The 13,920-nt window shown below is 73.1% G+C and carries 13 protein-coding genes; 9 read left to right on the top strand and 4 right to left on the bottom strand.

From position 1 onward, the window contains the following. Positions 1-234: 234 nt before the first annotated feature. Positions 235-1,350, bottom strand: coding sequence for a glycine cleavage system aminomethyltransferase GcvT (gene gcvT / locus AC6EI4_RS15700; RefSeq protein WP_498452027.1), 1,116 nt, complete (start codon positions 1,348-1,350; stop codon positions 235-237). 43 nt (positions 1,351-1,393) lie between these two features. On the opposite strand from gcvT, the gene AC6EI4_RS15695 reads away from it, so the two are divergent. Continuing rightward, on the top strand, positions 1,394-2,980 hold the full coding sequence (locus AC6EI4_RS15695) for a leucyl aminopeptidase (protein ID WP_498452026.1): 1,587 nt from the start codon (positions 1,394-1,396) through the stop codon (positions 2,978-2,980). Position 2,981: 1 nt separating this feature from the next. Here AC6EI4_RS15695 and AC6EI4_RS15690 read toward each other — a convergent pair whose 3' ends face one another. Next, entirely contained in the window at positions 2,982-3,338 is a 357-nt protein-coding gene (locus AC6EI4_RS15690; protein WP_498452025.1) for a hypothetical protein, read from the bottom strand. A gap of 126 nt (positions 3,339-3,464) precedes the next feature. On the opposite strand from AC6EI4_RS15690, the gene lpdA reads away from it, so the two are divergent. From lpdA to AC6EI4_RS15675, 3 genes are all read left to right on the top strand, one after another. Continuing rightward, positions 3,465-4,844: a dihydrolipoyl dehydrogenase gene (lpdA, locus tag AC6EI4_RS15685; RefSeq protein WP_498452024.1), complete on the top strand. Its 1,380-nt coding sequence runs from the start codon at positions 3,465-3,467 to the stop codon at positions 4,842-4,844. Between the two features lie 60 nt (positions 4,845-4,904). Next, the gene (gene sucB / locus AC6EI4_RS15680; RefSeq protein ID WP_498452023.1) at positions 4,905-6,692 is read left to right on the top strand and encodes a 2-oxoglutarate dehydrogenase, E2 component, dihydrolipoamide succinyltransferase; all 1,788 of its coding nucleotides are present in this window, start codon (positions 4,905-4,907) and stop codon (positions 6,690-6,692) included. A gap of 85 nt (positions 6,693-6,777) precedes the next feature. After that, the gene (locus AC6EI4_RS15675) at positions 6,778-7,677 is read left to right on the top strand and encodes a TIGR01777 family oxidoreductase (protein ID WP_498452022.1); all 900 of its coding nucleotides are present in this window, start codon (positions 6,778-6,780) and stop codon (positions 7,675-7,677) included. Here AC6EI4_RS15675 and AC6EI4_RS15670 read toward each other — a convergent pair. Further along, positions 7,660-8,193 carry a hypothetical protein gene (locus tag AC6EI4_RS15670; RefSeq protein WP_498423881.1) on the bottom strand — a complete coding sequence of 178 codons (534 nt, stop codon included), beginning with the start codon at positions 8,191-8,193 and terminating at the stop codon, positions 7,660-7,662. The two genes, AC6EI4_RS15675 and AC6EI4_RS15670, sit on opposite strands and share 18 nt — an antisense overlap. Before the next feature lie 126 nt (positions 8,194-8,319). On the opposite strand from AC6EI4_RS15670, the gene lipB reads away from it, so the two are divergent. From lipB to AC6EI4_RS15645, 5 genes are all read left to right on the top strand, one after another. Continuing rightward, positions 8,320-9,057, top strand: coding sequence for a lipoyl(octanoyl) transferase LipB (gene lipB, locus AC6EI4_RS15665; RefSeq protein ID WP_498452021.1), 738 nt, complete (start codon positions 8,320-8,322; stop codon positions 9,055-9,057). Positions 9,058-9,157: 100 nt separating this feature from the next. Further along, on the top strand, positions 9,158-10,162 hold the full coding sequence (locus AC6EI4_RS15660; protein WP_498452020.1) for an ABC transporter ATP-binding protein: 1,005 nt from the start codon (positions 9,158-9,160) through the stop codon (positions 10,160-10,162). Further along, the gene (locus AC6EI4_RS15655; protein WP_498452019.1) at positions 10,159-11,163 is read left to right on the top strand and encodes a hypothetical protein; all 1,005 of its coding nucleotides are present in this window, start codon (positions 10,159-10,161) and stop codon (positions 11,161-11,163) included. The genes AC6EI4_RS15660 and AC6EI4_RS15655 overlap by 4 nt, the downstream gene beginning before the upstream one ends. Before the next feature lie 45 nt (positions 11,164-11,208). Continuing rightward, positions 11,209-12,159 carry a lipoyl synthase gene (gene lipA, locus AC6EI4_RS15650; RefSeq protein WP_498423873.1) on the top strand — a complete coding sequence of 317 codons (951 nt, stop codon included), beginning with the start codon at positions 11,209-11,211 and terminating at the stop codon, positions 12,157-12,159. A gap of 60 nt (positions 12,160-12,219) precedes the next feature. Beyond that, entirely contained in the window at positions 12,220-12,927 is a 708-nt protein-coding gene (locus AC6EI4_RS15645; protein ID WP_498423871.1) for a DUF4191 domain-containing protein, read from the top strand. A gap of 91 nt (positions 12,928-13,018) precedes the next feature. Here AC6EI4_RS15645 and AC6EI4_RS15640 read toward each other — a convergent pair whose 3' ends face one another. Further along, positions 13,019-13,885, bottom strand: coding sequence for an SCO4651 family lipoprotein (locus AC6EI4_RS15640; protein ID WP_498423869.1), 867 nt, complete (start codon positions 13,883-13,885; stop codon positions 13,019-13,021). Positions 13,886-13,920 lie beyond the last annotated feature (35 nt).

The raw sequence follows: 13,920 nt of genomic DNA, 5'->3' as shown, positions 1-13,920 counted from the left end.
GAAGCTTCGGCCGACAACATCAGGTTTCCCCGGTCGACCGGGGGTTCCGACGCCAGCGGGCGCGCCCCGGCCGTGACCGCTGAGACCGCTGAGGCCGCTGTGGCCGATGAGGTAATGCGCACAGTCAACTACTGATGTTGTCGGGCGAAGTTTCGCCGGACAACATCAGGCTTCCCCGGTCGACCGGGGAATCAGCCACCCCCGCGCGACCAGCCACCCCCGCCACAAACACCCTCAGCGCACGTGTGACTCCACGAACGGCGGGTCCACCAGCTGGAAGATCTCGCGGCGCCCGCGGATGTCGACGCCCACCTGCGCGTCGGGGGCGACCATGGTCGGGACCAGGGCCAGGCCGATGCCGGTGCGCAGAGTCGGCGAGAAGGTCCCCGAGGTGATCTCGCACAGCGGCACGTCCTTGACCAGGCTCACCGACATGCCCGGGCGCGGGATGCCCCGGCCGATGGCGAGCAGGCCGCGCAGCAGCCGCTCGGGGCCGCGCTCCCGCTCGGCGAGCAGCGCCTCGCGGCCCCAGAACTCCGGCTTCTTCCAGCCCACCGCGAAGCCGATCCGGGCCTGGACCGGGGTGACGTCGAGGCTGATGTCCTGCCCGTGCAGCGGGTAGCCCATCTCGGTGCGCAGCGTGTCGCGCGCGCCCAGCCCGCACGGCACCGCGCCGAAGGCCCGCCCGGCCTCGAGCAGGGCGTCCCACAGCTCGAGGGCGATGTCGTTGCCGGCGATCAGCTCATAGCCGCGCTCGCCGGTGTAGCCGGTGCGGCACACGACCACCCCGGTGCCGGCGAAGTCGGCGACGGTGAAGGACATGTAGGCGTGCCCGACCGGCAGCCCGACGGCCGCGAGCAGGTCGTCGGCGTGCGGGCCCTGGACGGCGAGCACGGCGTAATCGCGGTGGTGGTCGGTGATGCTCACCCCCTCGGGTGCCTGCGCGGCGAGGCGGCGCACGACCTCGGGGGTGTTGGCGGCGTTGGGGACCAGCAGCACCTTCTCCTCGGAGTGCAGGTAGACGATCAGGTCGTCGACGATGCCGCCGGTCTCGGCGTCGCAGCACAGCGTGTACTGCGCCTGCCCCGGCGCGATCCGGGCCAGGTCGTTGCTCAGGGTGCGGTTCACGTACGCCGCGGCGCCGGGCCCGCTGACGATCGCCTTGCCCAGGTGGCTGACGTCGAAGACGCCGACCGCGTCGCGCACCGCGGCGTGCTCCTTGAGGGTGCCGGTCGCGTACTCCAGCGGCATCTCCCAGCCGCCGAACTCCGCCAGCTTGGCGCCGAGCGCGACGTGGCGCTCATGCAGCGGGGAGGTCAGCAGCGCCGGCGGGGTGGGGTGCTCAGACATGGCCGCAACCTACCCCAGCGGCACTTCTCGTTATCCTGCGTCCGTGACGTCCTACAGCCTGCGCAGTGCCAGCCCCGCCAAGACCCGAGCCGACGCAGTGGTCGCGGGGGTGGTGCAGACCCCCAAGGGGCCGCGCCTGGTCCCCGCCGCGCAGGACGTCGCCGACGCCTACGGCCGCAAGCTCAGCCCGCTGCTGTCCACCCTCGGGGTGAGCGGCAAGGCCGGCGAGGCGGTCAAGGTCGTCACCGCCGGCACCATCGCCTCACCGCTGCTGGTGCTGGTCGGCCTCGGCAGCGAGGACGCCCTCGACGCCGTCGCGGTACGGCGTGCGGCCGGCGCCGCGGCCCGCGCCGTCCCCAACGCCGCCTCGGTCGCGCTGGCGCTGCCCGCCGACACCCCGGAGCTGGTCCGCGCGGTCACCGAGGGCCACCTGCTCGGCGGCTACTCGTTCACGGCGTACAAGCAGGACACCGCGGCCGACCCCACCGACGCCGGCACCGTCACCGTGCTCAGCCCGATCGCGCGCCGCGACGAGGCCGGCGAGGCGTTCGAGGCCGCGCGCACCGTCGCCGCCGCCATCGCCGGGGTCCGCGACTGGGTCAACACCCCGCCCGGTGACCTGACCCCGCCCAAGTTCGCCGACGCGGTCACCGCGGCGCACGCGAAGCTCACCAAGGGCCGCGGCGCCCCGAAGGTCGGCCTGACGGTGCTGGACGAGCAGCGCCTCGCCGAGCTCGGCTGCGGCGGCATCCTCGGCGTCGGCGGCGGCTCGGACGCTCCGCCGCGACTGGTCGAGCTCACCTGGGCGCCCGAGGACGCCGTCGCCCACGTGGCGCTGGTCGGCAAGGGCATCACCTTCGACTCCGGCGGCCTGACCATCAAGCCCGGCTCGAGCATGGCGACGATGAAGAGCGACATGGCCGGAGCCGCGTCGGTGATCCAGGCGACGTTCGCGATCGCCGCCCTCGGCCTGCCGGTGCGGGTCTCGGCGTTCGCGCCGATGGCCGAGAACATGGTCTCCGGCGACTCGATGCGCCCCGGCGACGTGCTCACCATGTACGGCGGGCGCACCGTCGAGGTCACCAACACCGACGCCGAGGGCCGCCTGGTGCTGGCCGACGCGCTGGTGCGCGCAGGCGAGACCGAGCCCGACGTGATCATCGACATCGCCACCCTCACCGGGCACATGGTGCTGGCGCTGGGCGACAAGGTCGCCGGCGTCCTGGGCGACGACCAGGTGGTGCCGGCCGTGATCGAGGCCGGCGCCCGGGCCGGCGAGGCCCTGTGGCCGATGCCCATCCCCGAGGAGATGAGCGAGCGGATCCGCAGCAGCAAGGTCGCCGACCTCGCCCAGCACGACTGGGTCCGCTGGGGCGGCGGCCTGTTCGCCGGCGCGTTCCTGCGCGAGTTCACCGGCGGCCTGCCGTGGGCCCACATCGACATCGCGGGACCGTCGTGGAACGGCGCCGGGCCCTGGGGCCACGTCACCTCCGGCGGCACCGGGTTCGGCACCGCCACGCTGATCGACTACGTCCGCGGCCTCGCCGAGCGGGCCACCGCGGTGGACGGGGCGGTGGACGTCGCGGTCGGCGGCGGCGACCCGGACGACTCCGACGCCCCCCAGGCCTGAGTCAGCTGCTCTTCATCCGACGGTTGTAGTCGCGCATCCGCTGCGGGATGCCGACCACGGCCGCGTCGTAGGAGGGCACCTGGTGCAGGTTCGCGAACTCGTGCGCCCACTTGACCGAGGGCACCCGGCGACGCGTCCACTCCCCGTCGTGGGCCACCAGCAGCAGGGTCACGTCGCTGACCGCGGTGCGGGGCTCGACGAACCCCTCGACCCCCCGGTGCTGGCGGACGAACTCCAGCAGGTGCGCCTGATCGGCGTTGTCGGAGGCGCGCACCTGGGTGGAGCCGGTGCGGGTCGCGTCGGCGGCCGGTCGGCGCATGCGGGGGCGTGAGCCACGAAGTCGATCGAACAAACCCATGCCCCCAGTCTGCCCTGTCCCGCCGGAGACCCGGTGTGGACAGGCTGGGCGGAAGTGCGAGGATGGACCGCACTTCGACCCGGCACGAGCTCTCGTGCCCGAGATCTGGGGGAGGAAAGGACCACGGTGGCCGACGCCGACTTCGACGTACTCATCCTGGGAGCGGGTTCCGGCGGCTACGCCTGCGCCCTGCGCGCGGCCCAGCTCGGCCTCACCGTGGGACTCGTCGAGAAGAGCAAGGTCGGCGGCACCTGCCTGCACATCGGCTGCATCCCCACCAAGGCCCTCCTGCACGCCGCCGAGGTCGCCGACTCCGCCCGCCACGCCGACCGGTTCGGGGTCCGCGCGAGCCTGGACGGCATCGACATGGCCGGCGTGAACTCCTACAAGGACGGCGTCGTCGGGCGCCTGCACAAGGGCCTGACCGGTCTGGTCCGCTCCCGCGGCATCACCGTGATCGAGGGCGAGGGTCGTCTCACCGGGCCCCGTGAGGTCACCGTGGACGCGAAGGCCTGGACCGGGCGCCACGTGGTGCTCGCGTCCGGCTCGGCTGCCAAGAGCCTGCCCGGCCTGGACGTCGACGGCGAGCGCGTCCTCACCTCCGAGCACGCCCTGTCCCTGGACCGCGTGCCCGGCTCCGTCATCGTGCTCGGCGGCGGCGTGATCGGCTGCGAGTTCGCCAGCCTGTGGCGCAGCTTCGGCGCCGAGGTGACCATCGTCGAGGCCCTTCCCCGGCTGGTCGCCGCCGAGGACGAGGCGTCCTCCGCGGCGCTGGAGCGCGCCTTCCGCAAGCGCGGCATCGCGCTGCGCACCGGCACCCCCTTCCAGAGCAGCAAGCCCGTCGACGGCGGCGTCGCGGTGACCCTCGAGGGCGGCGAGGTCCTCGAGGCCGAGCTGCTGCTCGTCGCGGTCGGCCGGGGCCCGGTCACCGACGGGCTCGGGTACGACGAGCAGGGCGTCGCCCGCGAGCGCGGCTTCGTGGTCGTCGACGAGCGCTGCCGGACCAGCGTGGACGGCGTCTACGCGGTCGGCGACATCGTCGCGGGCCTGCAGCTGGCGCACCGTGGGTTCGCCCAGGGCATCCTGGTGGCCGAGGACATCGCCGGCCTGGCGCCGGCCCCCCTAGACGAGGCGGGCATCCCGCGGGTGACCTACTCCAGCCCGGAGATCGCCTCGGTCGGCCTCAGCGAGGCCGCCGCGCGCGCGGCGTACGGCGCGGACGCGGTCGAGACGGTGACCTACGACCTCGGCGGGAACGGCAAGAGCCAGATCCTCAAGACCCAGGGGTTCGTCAAGCTGGTCCGCGAGAAGGACGGCCCCGTGGTGGGCCTCCACCTCGTCGGCGACCGGGTCGGCGAGCTCATCGGGGAGGCCCAGCTGATCTACGGTTGGGAAGCCCACGCCGAGGACGTCGCCACCCTGCTCCACGCGCACCCCACCCAGAACGAGGCTCTCGGCGAGGCCCACCTGGCTCTCGCCGGCAAGCCTCTGCACGCCCACTCCTGACCCAGACACGTCCTCACCGAGGACCCGACCAGACACACGACGCGAGCGAAGGAACCTTCCATGGCCACCGAAGTCAACCTGCCGGCACTCGGCGAATCCGTCACCGAGGGAACCGTCACCCGCTGGCTCAAGCAGGTCGGAGACACGGTGGCGGTCGACGAGCCGTTGCTCGAGGTCTCCACCGACAAGGTCGACACCGAGATCCCCTCCCCCGTGGCCGGCACCCTGCTGGAGATCCGCGTCAACGAGGACGACACCGTCGAGGTCGGCGAGATCCTCGCCGTCATCGGTGACGCCGGCGAAGGCGGCGGCGACAGCGGCGGCGAGCAGGCCCAGCCCGAGCAGGAGCAGGCCCCCGCCGAGCCCGAGCCCGAGCCGGAGCCGGAGCCGGAGCAGGCCGAGGAGCCGTCGGCCCCCGAGCCGCCCGCCGAGCAGCCCGAGCAGTCCCAGCCCGCCGCCTCCGGTGGCGACCAGGGCGGCTCCGGCACCTCGGTGACGCTGCCTGCGCTGGGCGAGTCGGTCACCGAGGGCACCGTCACCCGCTGGCTCAAGAAGGTGGGCGACGAGGTCGCCGTCGACGAGCCGCTGCTCGAGGTCTCCACCGACAAGGTCGACACCGAGATCCCCTCCCCCATCGCCGGCACCCTGCTGGAGATCAAGGTGGAGGAGGACGAGACCGTCGAGGTCGGTGCCGAGCTCGCGGTGATCGGCTCCGGCCAGCCCGCCCCAGCCGAGGAGAAGCAGCCCGAGCCCGAGCCCGAGCCGGAGCCGGAGCCGGAGCCCGCCCCGGAGCCGGCCCAGGAGAAGCAGCCCGAGCCGCAGGCGCGCGCCGCGGAGCCCGCTCCCGAGCAGCCCGCCAAGGCCGAGCCCGCCCCGCAGCAGGCTCAGCAGCCCGCGACGCAGACCGAGCAGCCCGCCGCCGCGGGTGACGGTCACGGCTACGTCACCCCGCTGGTGCGCAAGATGGCCTCCCAGCACGGCGTCGACCTCGCGTCGGTGACCGGCACCGGCGTGGGTGGCCGGATCCGCAAGCAGGACGTGCTGGACGCGGCGAAGGCTCAGGAGGCTCCCGCCCCGGCGGCTGCCGCCGAGGCGCCCGCCGCCGAGGGCGCCCCCGCCGCGGCTGCGCCGTCCCCGCTGCGCGGCAAGACCGAGAAGCTCAGCCGTCTGCGCAAGGTCATCGCCAAGCGGATGGTGGAGTCGCTGCAGGTCTCGGCGCAGCTGACCACCGTGGTCGAGGTCGACGTCACCGCGATCTCGCGGCTGCGCGACTCGGTCAAGGCCGACTTCGCGGCCCGCGAGGGCGTGAAGCTGTCCTTCATGCCGTTCTTCGCCAAGGCGGCCATCGACGCGCTCAAGCAGCACCCCTCGCTCAACGCCGCCATCGACACCGAGGCCGGCGAGGTGACCTACTACGACCGCGAGAACCTCGCGATCGCCGTGGACACCGACCGGGGCCTGCTGACCCCCGTGGTCAAGGACGCCGGGGACCTGTCGATCGCCGGGCTCGCCCGCAAGATCGCCGACGTCGCCGAGCGGACCCGCACCAACAAGATCACCCCCGACGAGCTGTCGGGCGGCACGTTCACGCTGACCAACACCGGCAGCCGCGGCGCGCTGTTCGACACCCCGATCATCAACCAGCCGCAGGTCGCGATCCTCGGCACGGGCACGGTCGTCAAGCGGCCGATCGTGATCGACGACGCGAACCTCGGCGAGACGATCGCGGTGCGCCAGATGTGCTACCTGGCGCTCACCTACGACCACCGCCTGGTCGACGGCGCGGACGCCGCCCGGTTCCTCTCCGAGGTCAAGCAGCGCCTCGAGGCCGGTCAGTTCGAGGTCTGAGCACCCGCACCACCACGCACCACCCACCACCCGGTGGTCCTCCGTCCGCGGAGGGCCACCGGGTGTCGTGTGTCACGCTGGCGTCATGCACGTCGTCGTCGCCGGCTCCTCCGGGTTCCTGGGCTCCCACCTGGTCACCGAGCTGCGCGAGCGCGGCCACCGCGTCACCCGACTGGTACGCCGCGCGACGGGGACGCCGGACGAGTCGGTGTGGGACCCCTACGCCGACCAGGTCGACTCCGAGCTGGTCGCCGGCGCCGAGGTCGTGGTCAACCTGGCCGGGTCCCCGACCGCCGGCAACCCGCACTCGCGGCGGTGGGCCGAGCAGCTGCGCACCAGCCGGGTGAGCACCACCGCGCTGCTGGCCCGGACCATCGCCGACGCCCGGGCAGGCGCGCGAGGACCGGCGTTCCTGGCCGGCAACGGCATCTCCTACTACGGCGACCACGGGCTCGCCGAGCTGACCGAAAACGACGAGAGCCGCGGCGACGCGCTGCTGACCAGCGTGAGCCGCGACTGGCAGGCCGCCGCGGAGCCCGCCCGCGAGGCCGGGGCCCGGGTCTGCGTGCTGCGCACCGCCCCGGTCCTGGATCGCGCGAGCCCCCCGCTGCGCCCGATGCTGCCGCTGTTCCGGCTCGGGCTGGGCGCCCGTCTGGGCGACGGCAGGCAGCACTTCCCGGTGATCTCGCTGCGCGACTGGGTGGGCGCGGTGGCGTTCCTGGCCGAGGACGCGGGAGCCGCCGGCGCCTTCAACCTGTGCTGCCCCCACACCCCCACCGACGCCGAGTTCACCGACGCGCTGGCCTCGGCGGTATCCCGGCGCGCTTTGCTCGCCGTTCCCGCGCCGATGCTTCGCCGTGCCGCCGGCGCGATGGCCCCCGAGGTCCTCGGCTCGGTCAACGCCCACCCGGCCGCGCTGCTGCGGGCGGGCTTCGCCTTCCGCGACCACGACGTGCGCGACGTGCTCTCAGCCGCCCTCGGCTGAGCGTCCGGCGGCCCGCACCTCCCCCACCAGCCACCGCTCGTCCTCGCGGACCAGCAGCACCGTCCGCGTGCGGGCCCGGCCCCGCGGCAGCGCCTGGTCCGTGCCGGGCCCCACCGCCCGACCGGAGGCGAGCCGCTCGGTGACCGAGAGGCGCCAACGGCCCGCGCTCGCGTCCTGCAGCCGGGCCCGCAGGATCTGGGTGCGCAGGTCGCGCACCACCAGCCCGCGTGCGACGTAGCGGCCCAGCATCGCCGCGTCCCGGGCGCCGGCCCCCGAGCCGGTCACGTACAGCGCGCGCAGCGCCACCACGTCACCACGCGCGTACGCCGCGGCCCGGGCGGCGTCCCACTCCCGCAGGACCGCGAGCGCCTGCTGCAGCTCCGAGCCGGCCGGGCCCTGCGCGCTCGTCGCCAGCGTCGGGGCGCGCCGCGTCTCCAGGCGCCACAGCACCCCCGTCAGCGTCGCCGCGAGCACGCAGAGCGCCACCACGAGCAGGAGGCTGCGGCGCGCGGTCACCGCTCCAGCATGGCGGGTGGGCGACGCCGGCGTCGGCGCTCCTCCACAGGGCCGCCGACCGGGCACCGGCGCCGACCGCGCCGGGCACCGGCGCCGGCCGCGCCGGGTGCGGCGTAGGCTCGCTGCGTGGTTGACTTCACGATCGCCGGCCTCGGCCCGGACGCCCTCGACTACCGCGCCGCCTGGGAGCTCCAGCGCGAGGTGCACGCAGCCGTCGCCGACGGTCGCCGGCCCGACACCGTGCTGCTGCTCGAGCATCCGCCGGTCTTCACCTGCGGCAAGCGCACCCAGCCCCACGAGCGTCCCGCCGATCCCGGCACGGCCGACGTCATCGACGTCGACCGCGGCGGCAAGATCACCTTCCACGGGCCCGGTCAGCTGGTCGGCTACCCCATCGTGCGGCTGCCCGAGCACGTGCTGGTCGTCGACTACGTACGCCGCGTCGAGGAGGCCCTGATCGCGGTCTGCGCCGACCTGGGCGTCACCACGGCCCGGGTGCCGGGCCGCAGCGGGGTCTGGCTGCGCGCCGACGAGCCCGGCACAGGCCTGCGTCCGGAGCGCAAGATCGCCGCGATCGGGATCCGGGTCAGCCGGGGCGTGGCGATGCACGGCTTCTCGCTCAACTGCGACGTCGACCTCGGCTGGTACGACCGCTTCGTGCCGTGCGGCATCGCCGACGCCGGGGTCACCTCCCTCTCGACCGAGCTGGGCCGGCGGGTCAGCGTCGAGGAGGTCCTTCCCAGCGTGGAGCGGCACTTCGCCGACCTGCTGGCATGGGCGCCGTACACGCCCACCCCGGACTACGAGCCCCGCCCCGACCCGGCTCGCACCCCGCGCATCGAGATCCTCACCCCGGGCGGCTGACCCGCGCGTTCTCCGTACGGCCGGAGCCCGGACCTGTCACGATCTCGTTCGGGACCGGGCGACGGGCGCGGTGGATCGGCGAGAACACGGGGGTGTGCCGATGGTCGGCAGTGCGGCGAGCAAGGTGCCGGTGGGCGATCTGGTGATCGAGACCCACCGACTGCGCAAGGAGTTCCACGGACGTCGCGGGCGTCGGGTGGCGGTGGCCGACCTCGACCTCGCGGTGCCGGCCGGCGGCGTGCACGGCTTCCTCGGCCCCAACGGCTCGGGCAAGACCACCACGATCCGGATGCTGCTGGGGCTGGCCTCGGCCACCTCGGGCAGCATGGCGCTGTTCGGGACCCCGGTCCCCCGGCGGCTGCCGGCGGTGATCGACCGGGTCGGGGCCGTGGTGGAGTCGCCGAAGTTCTCCCCCGGCCTCACCGGACGCCAGAACCTCGCCCTGCTCGCCGGCTCGATCGGCGTGCCGCGCATCCGCGTCGACGCCTCGCTGGAGACGGTCGGGCTGACCGCCCGGGACCGGGACCGCTACCGCGGCTACTCGTTGGGCATGAAGCAGCGCCTGGCGATCGCGGCGACGCTGCTCAAGCAGCCGGATCTGCTGATCCTCGACGAGCCCACCAACGGGCTCGACCCGGCGGGCATCCGCGAGATCCGCGAGACGATCCGCGGGCTCGGCAACGCCGGCGTCACCGTGCTGCTGAGCTCCCACATCCTGGCCGAGGTGCAGCAGGTGTGCACCTCGGCGACCATCATCGGCCGCGGCCGGCTGCTGGCCTCGGGCACGGTCGACGAGCTGATGGGTGCCGGCGTCGGCCGGCTCCGGGTCCGGGTCGCGGACCCGCAGGCGTCCACCCGGCTGCTGCGCGCGGCCGGCTTCGCGGTCAAGCCCGACCCCGACCCGCGCTCCGCCGCGGACGAGCCCGGCGCCACGCTGCGCGTGGACACCGACCGGCCGCCCCACGAGGTCACCCGGGTGCTCGCCGACGGCGGCGTCTGGCTCTCGGAGCTGACCCCGGTGCGCGCCGACCTGGAGAGCGTCTTCCTCGACCTCACCGCCCGGGACAGCCTCGGCGCCCCGACCAACGAGGGGGCGCTGCGATGATCCGGTTGATCCGCGTCGAGCTCACCCGGTTGCGGTGGCGACGCGCCATCCTCGTGCTGCTCGCCGCCGCGGTCGTCGTTCCCGTGTGCATCGGGGTGGGGCTGGCCTACCAGACCCGTCCGTTCACCGAAGCCGACCACGACCGCGCCGAGCAGGAGGCGGCCGCCTTCGCCGCGGAGCCCTGGGTCGAGGACGAGGTACGCCGCTGCGTGCAGCGCCGCACCGCGAAGGCCGCGGACGCAGGAGGCCCGGCCGCGGTGGACCCAGCCGCGGTGGAGACGGCCTGCCGCGAGCGCAGTGTGCCCAGCGCGGAGGACTTCCTCTACCGGCCCACGCTCTCGCTGATCCAGCAGAGGTACGAGACCGGCACCGCGGTGGTGCTGGTGCTGGCGGTGCTGGCCATGCTGATCGGCACGACGTTCGCCGGTGCCGACTGGAACAACGGCTCGATGAGCAACCAGCTGCTCTTCGAGGTCCGCCGTACCCGGGTCTGGGCGGCGAAGGCCGCGGTGGTGGTGCTGGCCACCCTGGCCACCTGCACCGTGGTCCTGGGCGCCTACTGGACCGCGCTGTGGGCGCTCGCACGCTCGCGTGACCAGGAGATCCACGACGACATCGTCCGGATCCTGACCGGGTTCAGCGGTCGCGGTGTCGTGCTGGCCGTCGCGGCCGCCCTGGGCGCCTACGCCCTCACCATGCTCTTCCGCAGCACGGTGGCCACGCTGGGGGTGCTGTTCGCCGCGGTCGTGGTGGGCGCGTTCCTGGTCGGCGCGCTGCCGTTGCCGGACCCCCAGCGCTGGATGCTGCACAGCAACGTTCTCGCGGTGCTCTACGACGGCGTCGAGTACTGGGACGACAGCCTGTGCGACGGGGCGCGGGCGGCCGAGGACTGCGGCGAGCAGGTCCTCACCACCACCGAGGCGACCCGCTACCTCGGCACCCTGCTGGGCGCCTCCGCCCTCCTCTCGCTGCTGGCATTTCGGCGCCGTGACGTGCCCTGACGGCAGCGGCGGACCGCTTCCGGGACGGGCGTACAGTGGGGCAACGTGACCCAAGCTCCCGCCCCTGAAGGCCGCAAGCTCCTCCGTCTGGAGGTGCGCAACGCGGAGACCCCGATCGAGCGCAAGCCCGAGTGGATCAAGACGCGCGCCAAGATGGGCCCGGAGTACAAACACCTGCAGAGCCTGGTGAAGTCCGAGGGGCTGCACACGGTCTGCCAGGAAGCCGCCTGCCCCAACATCTACGAGTGCTGGGAGGACCGGGAGGCGACGTTCCTCATCGGTGGCGACCAGTGCACGCGGCGCTGCGACTTCTGCCAGATCGACACCGGCAAGCCGCAGCCGCTGGACCGCGACGAGCCGCGCCGGGTCGCGGAGTCCGTGCAGACGATGGGGCTGCGCTACGCCACCATCACCGGCGTCGCCCGCGACGACCTGCCCGACGGTGGCGCCTGGCTGTACGCCGAGACGGTCCGCGCCATCCACGAGCTGAACCCGGGCACCGGCGTGGAGAACCTGATCCCCGACTTCAACGGCAAGCCCGACCTGCTGCGCGAGGTCTTCGAGTCCCGCCCCGAGGTCCTGGCCCACAACGTCGAGACGGTGCCGCGGATCTTCAAGCGGATCCGGCCGGCGTTCCGCTACGAGCGCTCCCTCGACGTGATCACCCAGGCCCGCGACTTCGGCCTGGTCACCAAGTCGAACCTGATCCTGGGCATGGGCGAGACCCGCGAGGAGATCTCCCAGGCGCTGCGCGACCTGCACGGCGCGGGCTGCGAGCTGGTCACGATCACCCAGTACCTGCGCCCCTCGGTGCGCCACCACCCCGTGGAGCGCTGGGTCAAGCCCGAGGAGTTCGTCGAGCTCAAGGACGAGGCCGACGCGATCGGCTTCTCCGGAGTGCTGTCCGGGCCCCTGGTTCGTTCGTCGTACCGGGCCGGGCGGCTGTACCGTCAGGCCATGGACGCGCGATCGGGCTCGGTCGCGACGTCCCTCTGACAGCGCCCCCGGGCGCTGTCACCTCCCTCTCGACCACCCGCACGAAGCAAAGGCACTCGCATGTCGACCCCCGTCGCTCCGGCCAACATGAACCGGCGCCAGCAGTTCGCCCAGACCTACCGGATGGCGAAGAAGTCCGATCCGCGCCTCGGCCTGTGGATCCTGGGCTCCTTCCTCCTCGGTGCCGTGGTCGGCTTCGTGCTGTTCCGGATCCTTCCCGGCAGCGGCATCCTCGAGTGGGTCATGAGCATCGTCGGCGCCCTGATGCTCGGCATCCTGGCGGCGCTGATCGTCTTCGGCCGGCGCGCCCAGCACGCGGCGTACACCCAGATGGAGGGTCAGCTCGGGGCGGCCGCCGCGGCGCTGCAGATGCTCAAGCGCGGCTGGAAGACCGACCCGGTGGTCGCGTTCACCAAGCAGCAGGACGTGGTGCACCGCGTGGTCGGCCCGCCCGGCATCGTGCTCGTCGGTGAGGGCAACCCCAACCGGGTGCGCTCGCTGATGATCAACGAGCGCCGCAAGCACGAGCGGGTCGTCGCCGACACCCCCATCCACGAGGTGATGGTGGGCAACGCCGAGGGCCAGGTGCCGCTGCCCAAGCTGGTCCGCCACATCACCAAGCTCAAGCGTGCGGTCAAGCCCGCCGAGCTCACCGACGTGCTGAACCGGCTCAAGGCCCTCGACGCCAACCGCTCCAACATCCCGCTGCCCAAGGGTCCGATGCCGAACAACATGAAGGGCATGCGCCAGAACATGCGCGGTCGCTGAGCCTGCGCGGTCGCTAGCGAGAACGCGAGAGGGCGCCGGGCCATGGCCCGGCGCCCTCTGCTGTGCGGTGCTGTGCGGTGCTGTGCGGTGCTCAGGGTGCGGTCGTGCTGCCCGGCATCTCGACGATCTCGCTCTCGTCGGGGGCCTCGATGCTCACCGGCTCGCCCCAGCCGTCCATCTCGGTGACGAACGAGCCGGTCTCCTTGCCCAGGTCCATCTCGGTGCGGCTGGTCCGGTTCTCCTCGTCGAGCCACACGTCGTAGGTGAGCTTCTCGGGCAGGTCGCCCTTGGCGTCGCCGGTGCCGCCACCCATCTGGCCGGCCAGGTCCTTGATGGCGTCGGTGTCCAGCGTCATCTCGTAGTGGCGCAGGCTCTCGCCGTCGACGTCCTCCTCGCCCACGAAGACGACCTTGTCGATGTGCTCGCCGAAGCCCTCGAAGGTCTTGCGGGGGTCGAACTGCTCGGTGAACAGCTCGCCCATCGGGTTGTTGGGGTCGTCGCTGTCGAGGGCGAGGAACTTGCCGTTGGTCATCCCGGGCACGGAGGCGTAGATCGTGCCGTCCACCAAGCGCACGTCCATGGCCTCCTCCCCCATTGTCGAGCTCTCCATCTTGATCGCCACCGACGGTGGCTCGGTCTGGTAGTCGACGTCGCCCTCGGCGGTCACCTCCATGGACCCGCCCTCCATCGTCACCTCGACGTGGCCGGTGGTCAGGTCCTCGAGGCCGGCGGCGATGTCGTCGACGAAGGTCTGAGGGTCGACCTCCTCACCGGCGGCCACATCGGCGGCGGGCGCAGTGCCAGCCCCCTCGGAGTCACTCGAGTCGGACTCGCTGGAGGAGGCGGAGCTCTTCTCCGCGGTGTCGGCCTCGTCGGAGCCACACGCGGTGAGCCCGACCAGCAGCACGGGGGTCGCGGCGGCGAGGGCCGCCCGGCGTACGAGTGTGGTGCGTCGCATGGAGTGCCTTTCTTCGCAGGTGCCGAGCCTGCGCC

It is taken from the genome of Nocardioides sp. Z43_10 (genome assembly GCF_059766615.1).
This window is presented reverse-complemented; position numbering and strand designations above follow the sequence as displayed.

Bases quoted from the DNA above. Each gene is read 5' to 3' on its own strand.
- gcvT (WP_498452027.1), bottom strand. From the start codon at position 1,350: ATGTCTGAGCACCCCACCCCGCCGGCGCTGCTGACCTCCCCGCTGCAT.
- AC6EI4_RS15690 (WP_498452025.1), bottom strand. From the start codon at position 3,338: ATGGGTTTGTTCGATCGACTTCGTGGCTCACGCCCCCGCATGCGCCGA.
- sucB (WP_498452023.1), top strand. From the start codon at position 4,905: ATGGCCACCGAAGTCAACCTGCCGGCACTCGGCGAATCCGTCACCGAG.
- AC6EI4_RS15675 (WP_498452022.1), top strand. From the start codon at position 6,778: ATGCACGTCGTCGTCGCCGGCTCCTCCGGGTTCCTGGGCTCCCACCTG.
- AC6EI4_RS15660 (WP_498452020.1), top strand. From the start codon at position 9,158: ATGGTCGGCAGTGCGGCGAGCAAGGTGCCGGTGGGCGATCTGGTGATC.
- AC6EI4_RS15655 (WP_498452019.1), top strand. From the start codon at position 10,159: ATGATCCGGTTGATCCGCGTCGAGCTCACCCGGTTGCGGTGGCGACGC.
- AC6EI4_RS15645 (WP_498423871.1), top strand. From the start codon at position 12,220: ATGTCGACCCCCGTCGCTCCGGCCAACATGAACCGGCGCCAGCAGTTC.
- AC6EI4_RS15640 (WP_498423869.1), bottom strand. From the start codon at position 13,885: ATGCGACGCACCACACTCGTACGCCGGGCGGCCCTCGCCGCCGCGACC.